At 70.9% G+C, this 17,810-nt stretch carries 16 protein-coding genes and 4 pseudogenes; 9 read left to right on the top strand and 11 right to left on the bottom strand.

Annotation, left to right across the window (positions count from 1 at the left end):
- Nucleotides 1-59 precede the first annotated feature (59 nt).
- Together ACZ4VW_RS28440 and ACZ4VW_RS28435 are read right to left on the bottom strand one after the other, a co-directional pair.
- Nucleotides 60-1,391: a cytochrome P450 gene (locus tag ACZ4VW_RS28440; protein WP_467967264.1), complete on the bottom strand. Its 1,332-nt coding sequence runs from the start codon at nucleotides 1,389-1,391 to the stop codon at nucleotides 60-62.
- Between the two features lie 208 nt (nucleotides 1,392-1,599).
- Nucleotides 1,600-3,513 (bottom strand): ATP-binding cassette domain-containing protein, encoded by a 1,914-nt coding sequence (locus ACZ4VW_RS28435; RefSeq protein ID WP_467967262.1) that lies wholly within the window; start codon nucleotides 3,511-3,513, stop codon nucleotides 1,600-1,602.
- A 322-nt stretch (nucleotides 3,514-3,835) separates the two neighbouring features.
- Between ACZ4VW_RS28435 and ACZ4VW_RS28430 the strand changes: the two genes are divergently transcribed.
- The 3 genes from ACZ4VW_RS28430 (at nucleotide 3,836) to ACZ4VW_RS28420 (ending at nucleotide 5,954) form a co-directional block, all read left to right on the top strand.
- Nucleotides 3,836-4,468 (top strand): cysteine hydrolase family protein, encoded by a 633-nt coding sequence (locus tag ACZ4VW_RS28430; protein ID WP_467967260.1) that lies wholly within the window; start codon nucleotides 3,836-3,838, stop codon nucleotides 4,466-4,468.
- Nucleotides 4,469-4,738: 270 nt separating this feature from the next.
- Entirely contained in the window at nucleotides 4,739-5,389 is a 651-nt protein-coding gene (locus ACZ4VW_RS28425) for a hypothetical protein (protein WP_467967258.1), read from the top strand.
- A gap of 43 nt (nucleotides 5,390-5,432) precedes the next feature.
- A complete protein-coding gene (locus ACZ4VW_RS28420) occupies nucleotides 5,433-5,954 on the top strand; it encodes an HAD domain-containing protein (protein ID WP_467967256.1) in 522 nt (173 codons plus the stop codon).
- Nucleotides 5,955-6,056: 102 nt separating this feature from the next.
- Here the strand turns inward: ACZ4VW_RS28420 and ACZ4VW_RS28415 are convergent, their stop codons facing one another.
- Together ACZ4VW_RS28415 and ACZ4VW_RS28410 are read right to left on the bottom strand one after the other, a co-directional pair.
- The gene (locus ACZ4VW_RS28415; RefSeq protein ID WP_467967254.1) at nucleotides 6,057-6,869 is read right to left on the bottom strand and encodes an SDR family NAD(P)-dependent oxidoreductase; all 813 of its coding nucleotides are present in this window, start codon (nucleotides 6,867-6,869) and stop codon (nucleotides 6,057-6,059) included.
- 124 nt (nucleotides 6,870-6,993) lie between these two features.
- Nucleotides 6,994-8,106, bottom strand: a complete 1,113-nt coding sequence (locus tag ACZ4VW_RS28410; protein WP_467967252.1) for an ABC transporter substrate-binding protein — start codon at nucleotides 8,104-8,106, stop codon at nucleotides 6,994-6,996.
- Between the two features lie 313 nt (nucleotides 8,107-8,419).
- On the opposite strand from ACZ4VW_RS28410, the gene ACZ4VW_RS28405 reads away from it, so the two are divergent.
- Nucleotides 8,420-8,854 (top strand): hypothetical protein, encoded by a 435-nt coding sequence (locus tag ACZ4VW_RS28405; protein ID WP_467967250.1) that lies wholly within the window; start codon nucleotides 8,420-8,422, stop codon nucleotides 8,852-8,854.
- Nucleotides 8,855-9,002: 148 nt separating this feature from the next.
- Here the strand turns inward: ACZ4VW_RS28405 and ACZ4VW_RS28400 are convergent, their stop codons facing one another.
- From ACZ4VW_RS28400 to ACZ4VW_RS28390, 3 genes are all read right to left on the bottom strand, one after another.
- On the bottom strand, nucleotides 9,003-9,692 hold the full coding sequence (locus ACZ4VW_RS28400; RefSeq protein ID WP_467967248.1) for an esterase/lipase family protein: 690 nt from the start codon (nucleotides 9,690-9,692) through the stop codon (nucleotides 9,003-9,005).
- Between the two features lie 439 nt (nucleotides 9,693-10,131).
- A complete protein-coding gene (locus ACZ4VW_RS28395) occupies nucleotides 10,132-10,866 on the bottom strand; it encodes a DUF6193 family natural product biosynthesis protein (RefSeq protein WP_467967246.1) in 735 nt (244 codons plus the stop codon).
- A 140-nt stretch (nucleotides 10,867-11,006) separates the two neighbouring features.
- On the bottom strand, nucleotides 11,007-11,510 hold the full coding sequence (locus tag ACZ4VW_RS28390) for a hypothetical protein (protein ID WP_467967244.1): 504 nt from the start codon (nucleotides 11,508-11,510) through the stop codon (nucleotides 11,007-11,009).
- A 198-nt stretch (nucleotides 11,511-11,708) separates the two neighbouring features.
- Here ACZ4VW_RS28390 and ACZ4VW_RS28385 point away from each other — a divergent pair.
- The 3 pseudogenes from ACZ4VW_RS28385 to ACZ4VW_RS28375 all read left to right on the top strand — a co-directional run.
- Nucleotides 11,709-12,077, top strand: a pseudogene (locus ACZ4VW_RS28385) (carbohydrate ABC transporter permease); the annotation flags it as partial.
- A gap of 142 nt (nucleotides 12,078-12,219) precedes the next feature.
- Nucleotides 12,220-12,330, top strand: a pseudogene (locus tag ACZ4VW_RS28380) (hypothetical protein); the annotation flags it as partial.
- Between the two features lie 67 nt (nucleotides 12,331-12,397).
- A pseudogene (locus ACZ4VW_RS28375) lies at nucleotides 12,398-12,739 on the top strand (alpha-amylase family glycosyl hydrolase); the annotation flags it as partial.
- Between the two features lie 106 nt (nucleotides 12,740-12,845).
- Here the strand turns inward: ACZ4VW_RS28375 and ACZ4VW_RS28370 are convergent.
- The 3 genes and pseudogenes from ACZ4VW_RS28370 to ACZ4VW_RS28360 all read right to left on the bottom strand — a co-directional run.
- The gene (locus tag ACZ4VW_RS28370; protein WP_467967242.1) at nucleotides 12,846-13,562 is read right to left on the bottom strand and encodes a GbsR/MarR family transcriptional regulator; all 717 of its coding nucleotides are present in this window, start codon (nucleotides 13,560-13,562) and stop codon (nucleotides 12,846-12,848) included.
- A 424-nt stretch (nucleotides 13,563-13,986) separates the two neighbouring features.
- The gene (locus ACZ4VW_RS28365; protein ID WP_467967240.1) at nucleotides 13,987-14,118 is read right to left on the bottom strand and encodes a hypothetical protein; all 132 of its coding nucleotides are present in this window, start codon (nucleotides 14,116-14,118) and stop codon (nucleotides 13,987-13,989) included.
- A gap of 18 nt (nucleotides 14,119-14,136) precedes the next feature.
- Nucleotides 14,137-14,753: pseudogene (locus ACZ4VW_RS28360) on the bottom strand (hypothetical protein); the annotation flags it as partial.
- 206 nt (nucleotides 14,754-14,959) lie between these two features.
- On the opposite strand from ACZ4VW_RS28360, the gene ACZ4VW_RS28355 reads away from it, so the two are divergent.
- Nucleotides 14,960-15,895, top strand: a complete 936-nt coding sequence (locus tag ACZ4VW_RS28355) for an LAETG motif-containing sortase-dependent surface protein (RefSeq protein ID WP_467967238.1) — start codon at nucleotides 14,960-14,962, stop codon at nucleotides 15,893-15,895.
- Nucleotides 15,896-16,142: 247 nt separating this feature from the next.
- Here ACZ4VW_RS28355 and ACZ4VW_RS28350 read toward each other — a convergent pair whose 3' ends face one another.
- Nucleotides 16,143-16,688 (bottom strand): MOSC domain-containing protein, encoded by a 546-nt coding sequence (locus ACZ4VW_RS28350; RefSeq protein ID WP_467967236.1) that lies wholly within the window; start codon nucleotides 16,686-16,688, stop codon nucleotides 16,143-16,145.
- 393 nt (nucleotides 16,689-17,081) lie between these two features.
- Here ACZ4VW_RS28350 and ACZ4VW_RS28345 point away from each other — a divergent pair, with 393 nt between their 5' ends.
- The gene (locus ACZ4VW_RS28345; RefSeq protein ID WP_467967234.1) at nucleotides 17,082-17,480 is read left to right on the top strand and encodes a hypothetical protein; all 399 of its coding nucleotides are present in this window, start codon (nucleotides 17,082-17,084) and stop codon (nucleotides 17,478-17,480) included.
- Nucleotides 17,481-17,810: the final 330 nt, after the last annotated feature.

The following is a 17,810-nucleotide window of genomic DNA, read 5'->3' as shown; positions in this document are numbered from 1 at the left end:
GAGGGGTCGACCCGTTCCTGACGGTTCCGCCCGCCTCCGGAGGCTCCTCCGGCTGTGCTCTACGACGACGGCGCGACCAGGACCTGCAGCGGGGCCCGGAACGAGAGCAGGTCGAGGACGGGCGGGGGAGGGGCCGAGGGAGCGAGGCGGAGCCCGGGGAAACGGCGCGCCGCCGCGCGGAGCGCGACAGCCGCCTCCGTGCGGGCCAGGGACGCGCCGGGACAACGGTGGCGGCCCACGCCGAAAGCCAGATGATGCCGGGAGTTGCCACGGTGAGGGCGCATCTCCTCCGGATCCGCGAAGACCTCGGGATCGGAACCACTGCCCATGAGCATCAGCAGCAGCTCCGCGCCCGCGGGGAGCCGTACCCCGCCCAGCTCCGCCGGCCGCTCCGTGACCCGGCGCCAGGTGGTCACCGGTGGCTCACGGCGCAACACCTCTTCCACCCACGCCCGGGCAAGCCCCTCCTCCCGCGCCGCCCGCGGCCAGACGCCCGGCTCGGCGAGCGCGCCGCGCAGTACGGTGGCGATGAGCTGACCGGTCGTCGACTGCCCCGCCACGAACACGAAGAAGCAGGCACCCACCGCTGTCTGCACGTCCAGCAGCTCCCCGTCAGGCAGACGGTGCCGCACCAGCGCCCCGACGAAACTGTCCGCCGGCGCCGTCCGGTCGCTCACGACCGCCGTGAGCCACTGATGGAACTTGGCGACGAGCGCGGCGAGTTCGAGCTGCCGCTCCGGTGTCGGACGTCCCCAGAACAACTCCAGCGCGGCGTCGCTCCAGCGCACCAGGGTCGTGGTGTCCAGACCGTCGATGCCGAGCAGCTCCATCATGACCCGGCAGGGCAGGGTGTGAGCGAACGCGCCGAAGAGGTCGCTGCCCCCGGTGGCGTCGATCTCACCCCGTACCGTGTCGAGCAGTTCGTCGGCGACCCGCTCGATCACCGGCACCGCCGCCGCGACCCGCTGAGCGTTGAAGAACCGGGTGACCACCCGGCGCAGCCCGGCGTGGCTCGCGCTCCCGTTGTTGGCGAGCGCGGGGCGCACCCGGAAGCCGGCCCGGGCGAGCACCCGCAGCGCCGGAACGCCCAGCGGCGTGACCGCGTGTTGCGCGTTGTCCGGCCGGAACACCGCCGGATCCAGCAGGACCCGCCGGATGTCCTCGTAACGGCTGACCAGCCACAGGCCGGTCGCGGGATCGTGATGGACCGGGGCCTCGGCCCGCAGGACGTCGAGCCAGGGGTACGGGTCGCGAACGAACCCCTCACCGAACAGGTCGAGCGCTCCGAGCGGCGGAGCGGACGAGTCGCCGGCCGCCCGGCCGTACGGGCAGGGGCCGACCGGTCCCGGAGAGAACGCGGGCCCGGCCGGCCCGCCGACGGCGGATGTCACGGTCGCGGACGCTAGCACGCGGCGGGCCACCTACCGGCCGGTGTGTGCGGGGGATCACTTCGCCGTTCCCGCAGGCCAGAGGAGGTTTCCGGCCGAGGGTCCGGGCCGGCGACCCGCCGACCGGAACCTTCCCCCGCACCCTTCCCCCGGGCAAGAACACGCCCGGGTCCACGCGCAGGCGGCGCCCGCCCGCCGACGCCAGGAAGCCTCACCGGTCCTGGGAGAGGGCGAGCAACTCGGCGAAGAGTCCGCCGGCGTGCACCAGGTCGTCGTAACCGCCCTGCTCGGTGATCCGGCCGCTCTCCATACAGATCACCCGGTCGGCGATCCGCGTGTTCTCGAGCCGGTGCGTCACGACGATCGTGACGCGGTCCGCGGCGATGGCCTTGATGCGCTCGAAGATCCGGTGCTCCCCGCGCGGGTCCATCTGCGAGGTGGGCTCGTCGAGGATCAGCAGCTCCGGACGCCGGTACAGGGCGCGCGAGCAGGCGAGACGCTGCCACTGCCCGCCGGAGAGCTCCACGCCACCGAACACCTCACGGGCCAGCAGGGTGTCGAGACCCTTCGGAAGGTCCTCCACCGCGCTCCTCATGCCGACCGCGTCGACCGCCTCCCACACCGCTTCGTCGTCGACCGTACGGGGCCGGCCCAGCGTCACGTTCTCGCGGACCCGCAGCGGCCACTGCGCGAAGATCTGCGGGACCAGACCGGTGCGCTCCCAGACACTCGCCGGGTCGAGGGCGGCGAGATCGGATCCGTTCCAGGTCACGCGCCCCTTGTCGGCCAGGTAGATCCCGGTGATCAGCCGCGTCAGGGTGCTCTTGCCGGAGCCGTTCACCCCCACGATCGCGAGGATCTCCCCTCGGCGGAGCGTCAGCGAGAGGCCGTCCACGGCCGGCTGTTCCTTCCCCGGATACCGGTAGGTGACCTCCTCCAGCCGGATCTCCTCCACGGGCGCGGTGACGGCGAGCGCGCCGCGCCGGGGCGCCCGGCGCCCGGCGTCGTCGAGGAACGCCTGCATGTCACTCAGGTAGAGGCTGGTGTGGAAGACCGCGGCCCCGTTGACCACGACCTGCGACAACGCGGCCAGGGTCGTCTGGACCGCGACGACGGCCGTGGCGGCGACGGCGAGCGCGATCCGGCCCGTGACTGCGAGCCAGGCGAGGGCCGCCCAGGTGGCGACGAGGAACACCCCGCCGGCCGACGAGGCCAGCAGCGCGATGCGCAGCGTCCGAGGGGCGGCGGCGAGGGTGCGCCGGTCCACCCGCTCGGACAGCGAGCGGTACCAGAACAGCAGATAGTCGGTCATGCCGTTGGCGCGGACCTCGTCGGCGTACTTCGGGGTCGTCGACCACCAGCGCATCATGCCCCGTACGTTCCGGTCGGCGATGTTGGCGTAGTGGATCTCGTAGTCGACACGCGCGGTGAGCACCGCGCCCACGCCGGCCGGGAGCACCGCCAGGAGGAGCAGCGGCAGCATCAGCACGTTCAGCACCGACAGCACCCCGGCCGCGGTGACCATCCTGACCAGGGCGGACATGAACCGCTGGGCGTCGGTGACCATCACATGCGTACGGATCACCCCCATCTCCGCCGCCTCCTGCCGGTCGGCGAACCCGTCCACCGCGTAGGCCGACGCCTCGACCCGGCAGACCGCCTCCACCAGCGCGGAGTCCGTCACCGTGGTCAGCCGGGGCGTGATCCGTCGCTCGGCGTAGGTCGCGAGGGCACCCGCGCCGCGTGCGAGGGCCGCCGCCCCCGCCACGACGAGCAGGGCCGGCAGCGCTTCTCGCAGCCGTGCCGCGACGGCCCCGCTCCCCAGGATCGGGCCCATGGCGCCGGCCGTGGCGCTGAGCAGCACGGCGGCCGCCACACCCGTCACGAGCTGGCAGGCCAGGAGGAGCAGGACGGCCCGGCGGTCCACGGCCCAGGACATGGCGGCGATGCGCCGCAGCACGGCGGGCAGCCGGGCACACATCGCCCGGAAGGTGACGTCGCCGAGCGGATTCACGGAGTATTCCCCGCTGTACGTGATCTCGGCGGGTGGCGGCGGTGGTGGTGGTGCGGCAGGGGACGCGCACGGCTTCGCGGCCTGCGTGTCGGCGGTCTCGGCTGAGGTCAACTTCGTTCTCCCGGACGGTCGTCGGAGCCTCTTCGGCGTGGATCACCGGGGTCAACGACGAACGCATGGGCGTCGAGCACACGTATGTGAGCCGGAGCGCATTCCGCGCGGGGACGCGCCCGGCGTCGGATGTGCGGTGCATCCACCCTTGCGGCGAGCGGACCGACACCGGGTGGACAAATGGCCGAAACGCCGGAGTCGATACGCATGTGACGCACGGGGTTCCCGAACGCCCAGGCTCCGGCCCCTGGGGGCGGAGCCGCGGGGAAGCCTCTCGGGAATCTCCGTGGAGCCGAACGGCATCGACGGCGATGATGACGGCGTGATCACTCATGCGCATCCCGTGGAGGCACTGCTCGTCGTCGACGTGCAGTCGGCCTTCGTCTCCGGCGACACGGCCGTGCCTCGGGCCGACCGGCTCCTTGACCGGACGGCCGACCTGATCGCGCGGGCCCGGCGGAGCGGCGCGCTCGTCGTCCACGTGCAGAACGACGGGCCGGCAGGGGCGGACGACGAGCCCCACACGCCGGGCTGGGCCCTCCACCATCCGGTCGACCCCGGCCCCACGGAGGTCGTGATCCGCAAGCTCAGGGACGACGGCTTCGAAGGAACCACGCTCGGAAGCCTGTTGACCGAGAGAGGGGTGCGGACCGTCGCGGTCTGCGGCCTGATGTCGGAGATGTGCGTCCAGGCGACGGCCCGCACGGCCCTTGCCCGGGGCTACCGCGTCGTCCTTCCGCACGACGCCCACGCGACGCACGACATCCCGGCGGCACCCGGCATCAGCGCCCCGGTCCCGGCGGACACCGTCTCGCGGGTCGCGGCGTGGGCGCTGAGCAGGGAGGCGGACGTCACCACTCCCGCCTCGGAGGTCACCTTCACGGCTCCGCCGCCACCAGAATCCGACCGGAGCGTGTCCAGGCGGCTACCCACCGGAACCGCATTTTCCAGTTGAATCATCAACCGCTATGGTTGTCCACGAAGGCTCGCTGCCGCATCTCCCCCGTATGCGGCAGCGGGCCTTTTTCGTTCTCTCCCGCCATGTCCGCGCCGGGCCGTCGTGAACGCCGCGCCCGGCGATTGCTCGCCCCATGTCAGGAACCTCGCCGGCACCGGGCCACGGCCCGGGCGCCGTCGCGTCCCGGCCGCCGGGCTGTCCTTGACGCACGATACGGTCGTCCTTCGTACGCCTGCTCGTGCGCGTGACCGACGAACCGGAGAACAGATGGCGATGCAAAGGCCGGGACTGCCGGGGGACTTGCCGTCCCCCGAGGTGCTGTGGGCGCGCTGGGCCCTTGTCGCCGTCCTGGAGGCGACCACCGCGGACGAGGAGGGCAAGGGCTACCGGACGGGTTGCTGGATCGACGACGAGGGACTCCACCTCGACGACTGCGGCTGCACCTGGTGGACGTTCTCCCGGATCGGTGCCGACCGGTACGTCCTGTACGGCGAGGACGAGTCGAGTGCCGTCAAGTGGCATGAGCCGCCGGTCGACATGCTCGCGGGCGGCCCGGACTGGCTCCCGTACGAGGAACTGCGCGACAGGCTCGCGGGCAACGAACTGGGCTGCGTCTACTGGTACGAGAACGGCGCCTGGGCCCGCGCGCCGTACCCCGACGACCTCGACGACGACGGCCTCGACTGCGGGATGAGCCGCTTCACCGACCGGCGGCAGGCTTTGGGGCTGCTGGCCGACCACGTCCCGGGCGACGGGCCCGCCGGCATCCTCATGGAGCACGCGGAGGCGTACCGGCTGACGCCGGAGCTGCTGGAGTCCCACGCCGCCCCCCGCGACGGAAGCACTCCGGACCTTCCGGCCATGACCAGGGCACTGCGACGGGCGGAGCTGACGGCACGCACGGCCACGACCGGCTGAGCCACATGCGCGACGGCTTCGGCGCCCCACCTAGGGTGCAGCGGTGACCGATCACCCCCAGCGACCGCTGCTGTTCCTCGACGTCGACGGACCTCTCATCCCGTTCGGCGGAGCGCCACAGCAGTACCCGACCCACCCGACAGCCCGTGACCTGCCGGGCGCCGACGCGCATCCGCTCCTGACAAGGATCAACCCCCGGCACGGTTCCCGGCTGGCAGCGCTCCCGTGCGAGGTGGTCTGGGCCACGACATGGCTGGAAGACGCCAACGAGTGCATCGCTCCCTTGATCGGTCTCCCGCCCCTGCCCGTGGTGGCCTGGCCGGACCCCTCGGACCTCGACGACCGGGACGCGCGCGACGGAGTGCACTGGAAGACCCGGGCCCTCGTCACATGGGCGGCCGGACGACCCTTCGCCTGGGTCGACGACGAGATCACCGACACCGATCGCGCCTGGGTCGCCGCCCACCACCGAGGACCCGCCCTGCTCCACCGGGTCGACCCGCGGCTCGGCCTCACCGATGACGACTACGCGGCACTCGACTCCTGGCTCCGACGCCCGTCCTGACGCGCGCCGGACCGAAGCGATCCCCCGTCGGAGGAGAGTGACGCCGAGTCGGGCGTGAGTGACGCCGGAAGGGGGAGCGACGCCGGGACGGCGGAGGAGCCGTCACCCGACCAGACGGTGTGTCAGCTTCATCAGACGCGCGCGGGCCTCGGCGTCGTACGCCTGCTCGTGCGCCCGCACATCCGTGAACCGGTCGAAGTAGCGACCGGTCGTCGTGGCGAGTTCCGGATCGAGCAGCAGGCGCACGGTCGGCCGGACGCCCTCGTCCGTGGTGGTGAGGGGGGTGAGGCCGTACGCCCGGACGCCGTCGGTGTCCATCAGGTGGGCCGGATGGAGGGTGTTGACCGTGACGCCGGTGCCGTCCAGTTCCGAGGCCAGCTCGAAGGTCGCCATGATCATCGCCAGCTTGCTTCTGCAGTACGCGCGCAGGCCCTCGTAGTCCCGCTCCAGCATGACGTCGTCGAAGTCGATGGTCTCCTGTCCGATCGACGCGACGTTGATCACTCGGGCGGGAGCCGAAGCGGCGAGCAGAGGCAGCAGACCGCGCGTGAGGGCGTAGGGTGCGAGATGGTTCACGGCGAAACGCAGCTCATGGCCCTGGCGGCTCAGCTCACGGGTCAGCGGTTCGGCGCCGCCGCCCGCCACCGCGTTGTTGACGAGGCCGTCGAGGTACGGCTCCTCCGCGCGGATCCGCTCGGCCATCGCACGCACCTGGTCCAGGTCCGACAGGTCGGCCAGGTACGTACGCACGGCGGTGTCGGGTGCGGCGGCCCGAGCCTCGGCGGCCACGGCCTCCAGCCGGGCGCTGTCCCGCCCGTGCAACAGGACGGTGCCGCCGCGCGAGGCCAGGTCGAGTGCGAGAGCCCGGCCCATGCCCTGGGTCGCGCCGGTGATCAGAGTGGTGCGTCGGTTCATGGCAGCCACTCTGGCAAGGCGGGAAGCGAGACGGGAGGGTGTGTCGATCCTGGTGTTGCCACCACCTGGCTCCACGTGGACCGGTGACCACGTCAGCACCACGCGAACCCCCTACGCCGCTCTCTCACTCGGCGTGGAGGATCCGGAAGCGACCGGGTGCCGCCGGATCGCGATCGACGACGTGGATCGGCGGCCACGCCCATTGCCACACGCTGATGCCTGGTGTGCGGGTGAACCGGATCCGCCCGCGGGTGCCTTCGACCGCGATGTGCGGCCAGGCTTCGGCGACGCTCGCCCGGTCCACGCCATGAGAACGCAGTGCGTCGGCGACGACGGTGATCGCGTCGTAACCTTCGAAGGCGACGAAGGAAGGCGCCTCGGCCAGCCGCTCGCGCACGGCCGCCTCCACCCGCGCACCGAGTGGGCCGAGGCGCTCGGGCAGATACCGCAGGAACGGGATCGCTGCGCCGTCCTCGCCCAGCGACGCGGCCCATGCGGCGAACTCCGGCTGCCCCGCCGGAGCACCGATCAGGATCTCGCCGAGCCGCCGGTCGTGGCGGACGGCCGTGACGATCGACACGGCCGGTTCCGGATGACCGACCAGAAGAAGGAGGGCCGTCGCGCCACTGTCGACGAGTGCGTCGCACACCGCCGTGGAGGTGAACGCGCGCATGTCGAGTTCGACGACGGTGCCGCCGCGCGGGGCGAGGTGGTCCCGCAGTACGCGGGCGCCGGCTGCCCAGTAGACACTCGGATCGGCCGCTACGGCGATGCGCGTGTGGCCCGCTCCGAGGAGGAAGTCCCCGTAGATCCGCCAACCCCGCGACTGGGCCGGGGCGATGCGCGCGACCCATTCCGTCGGCTGTTCGGTGAGCGCGTCGAGGACCGCCGACGAGCAGAGGAACGGCAGACCGAGGGCGTCGGCCCTGCCGGCGGCGGCGCGAGCGACGACGCTGTGATACTCGCCCACCAGGGCGACCACGCCCAGACGTGCCAACTCGTCGACCGCCGCCGCGGCCCTCTCCGGATCGGCCGCGGTGTCCCGGATCACGAGCTCGAGCGACCTTCCGCCGATCCCACCGCCGTCATTGACGTCACGCACGGCCAGCTCGAGCCCGGCGAGCAGATGCTGCCCCGCCTCGACCCAGCCGGGCGGAGTGAGCGGCACGAGAGCGCCGACCCGGACGGCTGATGCGTCGCTGGGCTCCGCTCCGAGCGGCGATGAGGGCGTATTCATGCGGCGGTGCCTCCCCGTTGACGACTTGTGGCCGCTGCCCGGATCGCAGAGCGAACGGGAGCGGCGCCGAGACTAGCCGAGCCGGCATCGGCCCCCTTCGGCGACGCCGCCCCCGACCACCTGCGCATACCTGCCCCGCACCGATGGGGCTTCCAGGACCGACCGGTGCGTGCGGAGTCCCGGAGCCGGTCCACCGGCGCCGGCTCCATAGCCCATGGACCGGCCTGAGGCAGTAGCTCGTGATGGTGAACCCGGGGCCGGCGCGGGCCGGGAGCCGGCGCCGGTGCGGAAAGCTTGGCCGGTGCGCTGGATCATGCCTCTTGCCCTCGCCGCCCTGCTCGCCGTCAGCGGCTGTGTGTCGGTCGATTCCCACCGGCCGCCGCAGCAAGCCCAGTGGGTACCGGCGGAGGCCCGCTCGCCTTCGCCCCTGGCCGCTCCGCCGACCGAGCCCCCGGCCCGCGAGGAACTCGCCTCCACCGATCCCACCACGCCCGTCGTCGTGCCGAGCGGCAGGGCCAGGACGACCCCGCCCCGCCCCGCCGTACAGCGCAGGCCGCCCCGTGCCCGCCTCCAGCAGCCGGCCCCGCGTCCTAAGGCGACGACGGTGCGCAAGAAGAAGCCCTCCGCCCCGCGGCAGCCGGCGGCCGTCCCCACGGCGCCGTACGACATGAAGCGGATCTGCGCAGCGGCCGACAGCGTGGTCTCGCCCTCGATCGCACAACTCTGTCGCTCCGCCTATGCCAGGTGACCACTCGGCACATGGCGACGTGACGCCGTAGGGCAAGCACGCGGGGCGTCGTCCGCCCGAGCCGCCCGAGCCGCCCGAGCCGCCCGAGCCGCCCGAGCCGCTTCGGCTTCGCGGAGCGCTTCGTGCCGAGAGGCGGCCGGCGGGCGGGTCAGCGGTTGATCATGTCCCGGGTCTGGGCGTACACCGTCGCGTCGGTGAGCAGGCCGTTATGGCTGAGGCAGGCCGTCCGGCTGTTGACCGCGCCGGACAGCGATACGGAGCTGTCCGGGTTGATCACCGTGTCGCAGGGCGACCACCAGGTCGCGTACCGGGACGAACCAGGGGTCTCATCGCCGGAGTTGAGGGCGGTGAGGAAGCTGGAGCCCACGCGCATCTCGGTGCAGGAGGTGTCGAAGCAGCTGTTGGCGGTGTCGGTTCCGTGGTTCGGGCCACCGAGCGACACCCATGCGTCGACCTTGGCGGTTCCTCCGAGGTTCTTGAGGTAGGAACGGGAGGAGAGCCCGCCCATGGAGTGGCTGACGATGTCGACCTGGGTCGCGCCCGTTTCCGAGAGCAGGCGATCGACCTCGGCGGAGAGCTCCTGGGCGGTGACGGTGTTCGACTGGCGCGAGTCGTAGTTCCATTGGCGCAGGTGGGAAGCCGGCCAGCCGTCGGCCCTGAACCGGTCGGCCATGGTGTTCCAGTTGCCGGCGTTCCCGTTGTAGCCGTGCACGAAGAGAATGGGGTTGCTGCCGGAGTCGAAGAGCGGGCCGTTCGATGCCTGGGCGAGATTCGGCGCCTGCACGGCGAGAAGGGCGCCGACTGCGGCGGCGGCTGCGGTCACGACGGATCTCTTCATGTGGTTCTCCAAGGGTGAGGCGGGGACATGGAGCAGAACGGACGTGGCGCGATGGGGTGGGGAGAGCGCGTGGGGGGCTCCCGGGGTACGGGAGGGGTGCGGCGGCAGGTGGGCGTGCCGAGCTGCCGGCTTGCGCGGCCTCCGGGGTGGGACACCGGAGTCGTCGAGGGGTGGGCTGAGCGTACTGATCAGTAGGTACGGCTGGTCAAGAGGCGTGCGCCGAGTTTTCGCGCCCGCGTCCGTGCCGCGCCCGCCCCCATGTGTGCCCGCCCGCGCCGGCCGGGCCCCGCGCCGCCGGACGGTGCCGCGCAGGCCGGCAGCGTTCGCGGGAGGACTCCGTCAGGAATACCGGCGTGCAGGCGGTGAGCGGGCCTGTGATTCCCGGCGGCGGCACTCTCGTGGTCAGGGGCGGTGGCGGCACCCTCGTGGTCAGGGGTGGTCAGGGGCAGTCAGGAGCAGCGTCGCCAGGAAGGCCGTCGAGGATCAGGGAGACGGCCTCCACCGCACTGTCCACCTCCTGCAGCCGGCCGTCGGCGAACCGCACACGGTAGCGGCCGCCGCCGACCGAGGTGACCCGCGGCAGGTCTTGACAGATGGGCGGCGTCGCCCGACGGCTGAAGGTGAGCCAGTTCAGGCTCCGCCCCGGTGACAGAGCTCGAAGCCGCGGTTGCGCGGCAGCGGCCTCGAGCAGTTCGTGGAGCCCTGTGTCCTGAGTCCGGACGGCGGCGTCACGCAGTTGGCGCCACCGAACCGGCACCGCCTCCCCCCGCTCGTGGGCCTCAGCCAGTTCCCAGGTGCGCAGGAAGGGCCACTGCTCCACGAGCTCGCATACCAGTGGCCCGCGCGACCAGTGATTCACCGCGCCGACGACGTCGGACATGGCGCCGGTCTCGCCCGAGGCCATGCGGACCCCACCGGCCCAGCAGTCCACGATGAAGCAGCGCTCCCGCTGTGCCATCAGAACCCGCGCCGAGCGGCCCTCGACCACCATGCGCGCTGCCACGTGACGCCAGCCCGGTGAGGACGTCAGCTCGAGCACGAAGGGGTAGCCCGCACGATCCACCGCGGCCTGCAGTGCGTTCCGCAACGAACCCGCCCGCACCACGTCGGGATAGAGAACCGCGTACGCGCCCATCGGATCGCTCGGTGCTGCGTCGGGAAGCTGCTCGGGCATGTGATCGAGTCTGCCCCATGCCGCCGCGCTGCCACAGCCTGGGCCCGGGCTGTCGGCCCGAACCGGGGACGCGATGGCCGCTGAGGGAGGGCAAGGGCTCGGGGCAGGTGTGACTGACCCCGGCCCATGCTCACCGCACCTCACACCGAGCGGCTGTGCGTGCCGGCTCTGCCCTTCTCCCAGCCGCGGTCGAACGCCGCCTTCACCTCCCGGACCGGGGCCTCCCTCAGCCACGGCAACAGGTGCCTCGCGGCCGTGCGGTGCGCCTCCGCCTTCTCCGGATCGCTCCGCTCCAGCTCGGCCAGGTCCACGCCGCCGCAGGTGTACGAGCGGCACAACTGCTCGGCCAGCAGTGACAGGCGCTCGGCATGCGGCGCGTCGTCGACGGTGACCGGGCCGAGGGTGTTCCAGAACGTCAGCGCGCTCCAGAACGCGCGCGCGGCCTCGTCCGGGCTGTAACCGGGCCCGTACGTCAGCTCGCTCGTGTAGAGGTGGATGGTGACGAGCGGTCGGCGGTTCGCGCCGTAGACGACGATCGTCGGGTCCGTCGGCTCCTCGAGGAGGTACACGCTCGACTCCTCATCGGCGGTCCTCGGCTCCTTCTCGGCGTCGGTGGTTCTCGGGTGCTTCTCGGCAACGGTCATGGGGCCTGCCTCCGGGTGCGATGTGTGGGCATGGTGGACTGCGGGTGGGGAAGCAGTGCGCGCCTGCCCCGCAAACCGGGTTCGGCACGTGCCGGAAGTGCCGTACATGTGAGCGACAGTCCACCCGATGTGGGTCGCCGGATGCCGTTGATGCTGGTGACTTGATGATTCTGGCGACCGTCCTGGCCCTGGTCGTGCCCGCAGTACGTCACTGCGCTCGACGTTCCCCCTCGCCGAACGCAACCTGCTCCCCAGCCCGCCGCCATGGACGGCGCCTGGGCCGGTGCGGATCCTGCGGTCGATCGCGCTCCCGATCTCCTGGCCTATCCTGGGTGTCGTGTCGATCTTCGCGGTCGTCGGTGTCTGGAAGGACTTCCTCTGGCCGATGCTCACGGCCGACCCGGCGAAGCGGACCCTCAACGTGGGGATCTACTCACTGTCCAACGGAGTGCCGGTGCACTGCTCGTGGCCGCGCTGACGATCGCCTCCGTGCCGACGCTGCTGCTCTTCCTGATCTTCCAGCGCAACATCATGAGCGGCCTGACCGCCGGCGGCCTCAAGGGCTGACCGATCCCCGCCCCCGCCCGAATCCCACAAGCCTTCACCGCTGGTCCGTCCGCCGCCCCGCTGTCCGGGCCGGCGGCGAAGACCCGACCTGCCCGAAAGGACCGTTCCTGGTAGCCCCTGACAGCTCCCGCACCGATGGCTGGTGGCGAGTGCCGTCATCTACCAGGTGCATCCGCGCAGTTTCGCCGACGGTGACGGCACCGGGGACCTCGCGGGCGTCCGGGCGAGGCTGCCCTACCTGGCCGCACGCGGTTTCGACGCCCTGTGGTTCACCCCTTGGCACGCCTCCCCGCTGGTCGACGGCGGCTACGACGGACTGGCTGCGCCGGACCATGGGCGACACCCTCGCCGAGCACGCCCCGGTCGGACGCCGGCCACCTGGGTCCTGTGCAACCACGACGTGACGCACACCGTGACTCGCTACGGCCGCGAGGACACCGGTTTCGACTTCGCCAAGAAGCGCTTCGGGTTCCCGAGCGGCCAGCCTGGAGCGGGGCACTCGCCGGGCCCGCGCGGCGGCTCTGCTCACGCTGCCTGGTTCGGTCTACCTCTACCAGGGCGAGGAACTGGGTCTGCCCGAGGTCGACATTCCCCCGGACCGGATCCAGGAACCGATGCACGCCCGCTCCGGCGGGAGGGATCCGGGTCGTGATGGGTGTCGGGAGTCCGGTGCCGTTGGCGTGTGTGGGGCTGTCGCCGGGTGACGGGACCCTTCCGTCGGACACGGCCGTTCGGCTGCGTGCCTGACCGGGCCACTCATGTTGGGGGTTATGGGCGAGGTTTGGTGTGGAGGATGTCGCGGGCTTGCTCGGCGGCGCGGGTGATGCTTTCGGTGACGTGGTCGAGGAAGCGGGCGATGTTTTCGAGGCGGGTGGCGGTGGGGGTGTGGGGGCCGAGGATGGGGATGCCTTGGCGGGCGGTGGCGACGAGTTGGGCGGTGGAGCGGGCGCTGGCGATCATGGATTGGTACCAGATGTCGTCGTCGACGACGTAGCGCTCGCGGCGGCGTTCGCCCTGTTCGCGGCGGATCATGCCTTGGCTGTCGAGGTAGGTGATGGCTTTGGAGATGGACGCGGGGCTTACTTGGAGGTGGTGAGCGAGTTCGGAGGCGGTCATGCTGCCGGTGTCGGTGAGGGTGATGCTGGTCAGGACGCGGGCCATCATTCTGGGCATGCCAGACGCGGTCATGACGGTGGTGAAGAGTTCTTCGTACTGGCTGACGGCTTCGCTGTCGCGTCCATGGGGCTGGGGGTGGGTGGGCGCGCCGGGGGGTGTGGTGTTCCGACGGCGGTGGGCGCGGCGTTCGGTGGCGCGGTGGGCGAGGTCGGCGCGGTAGGCGGTGGGGCCTCCGTTGCGCATCACTTCGCGGGTGATGGTGGAGGTGGGGCGGCCCAGGCGTTTGGCGATCTGTGCGTAGGGGAGGCCGTCGGCCAGTCCCAGGGCGATCTGCTGGCGTTCGGGCTGGGTGAGCCTGCCTCCCGGCATCGCGGTCTCCTTCGTGCTGTTCGAGGGTCCCAGCATAACGTTCACCCACAATTCATTGCAACAGGCTGGTCGAGGAATATTGCGTGACGCGCTGAACCCTTGCATTGAACACCCTGCAATCATCTGCACTGATGGCAGTGTTACGCAGCAAGTATGTTGCCGCGGTATTGAACGCAACGTAGCTTTTCCATTCAAGGAAACCGCTGAGGGGGGAGTGCGCGGGGCGAGCTCGGTGGCTTGAGTCTCCTGGCGCAGGGTGTTCAAGCGCGTAACTAGCGGTGCGGCGGCGCCGCATGACCTGGGTGCGGATCACGAGGAGCCCCGCTGCTGGCAGTGCGGCGAGGGCGAGGGCGGGGCCGCCGAAGGTGAGGAGGCGTCCGATGGAGTCGGCTGGCGCGTATCCCGCGCCGGCTTCCGCTGCTGTCTACGCGGGTGCTACCAGGGTGCTGTAGAGGGTGATGTGGCGATACGGCAGTCGTGCGGCTCCGGCGAGGGGGGTGCCCAGGACGGGGACGAAGCGGGAGAGGAGGACGGCCTGGCCGCCCCGTCGGGCCATGAGGTTTTCGGCTCAGTGTCAGGCCGGGTCGGGCACGCGGCGGCCGAGGCGTCCGGTGCGTAGGCGGTCGCCGAGGAGTCGTCCGGTGCTGTGGGCGAGGAGGTCTCCCGCGATGGCGGCGACGGTGGAGACGGCGGACTCGGCGAAGACCACGGCGCGGCCGTAGTTCGCCACGCTGATGTTGCCGTACCGATAGCTCAGACCGCCGCACCGGCCCGAGCGCAGTGCCCGGCTCGCGAACTTCGCGGTCTTGGCGAGGCGGTAGGCCCGGTACGCCGTATAGCCGGAGCGCGTCGCCGCGATGAACTGGCCGCCGGGTGCGAAGGTCAGTGCCGCTGCCCCGATGTTCCACTTGTTCTTCCGGGCCCAGCGTCCGGCCTTCTTGCACCAGCCACAGCTCCACCTGCCGTCCAGGTCGTACTGGTTCAGCGGGTCGGGCGCGTTCGTCGAACCGCCATAGACCGGGTCATGGGAGAGGAAGCGGCCGCCTGGCCGGCGCGGGCGTTGCCGTGCTCGGCGGCGTCCAGTGCGACCGGTGCCTTGGAGGTGGCCAGCGGGAGCTGCAGAGCCACGTCGCCGTGGATGGTGCTCAGCTGGAGCACGGTGTCGCCGGTCTTGGTGGTGGTGGCGCCCAGTCACCGGAGCCGTGTCCACGTGAACGTGCCGGTGCTCCGCATCCCCGTGACGTCACCGTTAGGTGCAGGGCATTGACGTGAGTGTCAGTTTGCCTGACGATCAACGCGACCAATGGGTGATCGTTTAACTATCTCCTTCCCTCGGTTCTTGTTCGTGCCTGTGAAAGGCATGGGCATGGATCGGCTGCTCAAGAGTGGAATTGCGAATGTCTGCAGTAGTTGTGGCGCGGCGCGCCGTCGTCGGCGGCGTGGCCGCGGTGTCTCTGGCCCTCGCCGGTGGTTCCGGTGCCTGGGCCCAGGACACGCCGGGTGGTGACGGCTGGGAGAAGCGGAACGCCGGGGCGTACAAGGCGGAGAGCACGGTACCGGCGCAGGACACCAGCGGGGAGTGCGAGTTCTCTCTCGACGGCAAGACCTGGGCAGCGGCAGTGAAGGTGGACGACCTGTCCCTCAAGCCGGGCGTCGACGGCAAGGTGCACATCCAGGTCCGGCCCGCCCGGGGCAGTGCCGGCTGCACCGTCTCCCTCGCTTCGTACCGCACTCACGGTCCGACGTGGAACACCTCCGGGCTCCAGGTCTTCCACGACTTCGACGCCGCGTCGGTCAAGAGCGGCGTGAGCGAATCCCTCGACATCTCCGTCCCCGACGCTGGGTGCTACGCGCAGGTGGACCTGTACCGCGGCAACGTGAAGTACGACGGGCTGCACGATGCCAACGACGGCTTCGAGCACGGTGAGGTGCCGGAGGGCCCGGCACGGCCGGTCATCGCGGAGAAGAACATCAGCTGGTGGAACGGCGGCAGCCGCGACTGCACCGCCGAGAGCACGCCTTCCCCGAGCGCGCCCACACCGGCCGCGCCCACGCGGGAGCCCGCCCCCGACACGACTGCCCCGACGGCCCCCAGCACCGCGCCGGTGACCTCGACCTCGCCGTCGGACAAGGCCTCCACGCCGAGCGGCTCCGCCCCGGCCGAGACTCCGGCCGCCTCCGACACCCCGTCTTCGTCGCCGACGTCCGCCGACGACCTGGCCGAGACGGGCGGCGGGAATGTCACCGTGATCGCGGCCGCTGCCGCGGCCCTGTTGATCCTGGGCGGCGGGCTGCTCTTCCTCCGCCGCCGGAACGCGACCAACCGCGTCTGAACCGCTGACTGACTGCAGCATGAGGAACGCAGCATGACTGACCGCCCCGGCGAGGTCCCCGCCACGATCCGCCCTGTGGCGGACCTCGCCGAGGCGGACCCGGCCGACAGCTTCGGGTGGGTGCGTCGGTCTCGGTCAGGATGTTTGGACGGCGGATGATCCATGCAGCGACGGTCCGAGGCGAGGGCGGCCGGGCATCACCGGCTGCGGTGCGGTTCGGGCACGCCCAGGATCACGGAAACAGGACCTAGACCCGCTCCAGCGGGCGGTGGGGAAGGGGCGGGAGTTCGACCTGGATCGAATCGTCGGGGCGGACGGTCCCTCCACGGCGGACCACAGCCATGACGCCGCACTTGAAGGTGAACTCGCCGGACACGGGGTCCATGGCGAAGACCTCGCCGAGCAGTCCCTGGCGGAAGTCGTTGATCTTCGAGCACGGGTTGCGCAGTCCCGTCACCTCGAGCACCGCCTGCTCTCCGAGATGGAGCAGGGCGCCGGTGGGCAGGCCCAACAGGTCGACGCCGCGTGTGGTGATGTTCTCGCCGAGTTGGCCAGCGGAGACCTCGAAGTCCTTGAGCGCGAGCTCCTCGAAAAGTTCCTCGTGCATCAGGTGGACCTGGCGGAGGTTGGGCAGGTCGGGCTCGTAGGTCATACGGAACTGGTGACGGATCGTCTCGCCCGCGTGAACGTCTCCTTCCACTCCGAGCCCCGCGAGCAGCGTGATGCAATCGCGGTTGGACTTGCTGAACTTGTACATTTCGTCGCGGCTCACTGCGGCGACCTGACCAGTCATCACGCCCTCCTCTGTGGTCGTTCTGTAGCTGGTCGATCTTAGATGCGGTGCAGTGGGCCCAGTGAGTGAGGCAGGCATGCCGTGAGCGGACGTCGTCGGGCGGATGTGCAAGGGCGTAAGGAATTCGACCCGCGCCCCGTCCCTCGACATCCAGGAGACAGGATCTGGTGACCTGCGTCAGAGATTCGGTGGAGTGGGCGGCGACTTGCCGAGATTGCCGTCGGCGGCGGACTTGGTCCGGACGAAGGGCCGGGGCTGTTCCTTCGAGTCGGTGAGCCGGCTACGGGTGTTGCGTGCGAGGGCAGTTCCTGAGCGTAGCCACCCTGCTCAGGCGTATCTTCGCTGACAGGAGTTGATCACAATGGTCACTCCCTGCACTCCTAGGGGAGATCCATGCACCAGCTGACCCGTGGCCGCCTCGTTGCGGTGGCCGCCACCACCGCTGTTCTCATGTTCGCCGCACAGGGCACCGCCACAGCAGCCCCGCAACGCGCCGTCACGGAGGGCGGCTACGCCGAGTGGAACGCCGACCCCTACAACGGAATACCCGGTGACTCGATACGCGCCTGTGACACCACGGCCGACGGGTGGGGAATCGAGGCATGGCTCGACATCGACCGGAACGGCTCCATCGACCGCATCGCCTCGACCCGTGGCCACAACGCCCCTTACTGCACCGGCTGGATCAGCGGCAACATCGAACCTGAGGGCCGGCCCATCCAGATGTGGGCGGTCACGGTGAAGGGCAGCAGTACCAAGGAAAAGGGCGGCCTCATCTGGAGCCACTCCTGATTCACCGCAGACACCGCGCGAGGGCCGCATCCGCAAAGACGTCACACATCTACGTCGAGCGGGCGCGGCCCACGCCCGTGAACAGGCCAAGCACACAGGCGGTTGGTCCGGCCCCGAGCCGTACGCACGGAGAAGCAGTCGCGACGGCTGACGCAACCGGTGGCACCGGGCTGCGACCCTGCCGCGCGCACCGGGAGGTAGCGGCGCCGCCCCCGGGGGACCCGAGCATTGCGCAAGCGGTGGAGCGGCAGCCGCTGCGATGCGTGGCGCAGCCGTGGCGCATTGCCCGAGACCGGAGTTGCCGTATCGGACGGGGTCTTCGAGTGCAAG

It is taken from the genome of Streptomyces sp. NPDC029139, assembly GCF_055564335.1.
This window is presented reverse-complemented; position numbering and strand designations above follow the sequence as displayed.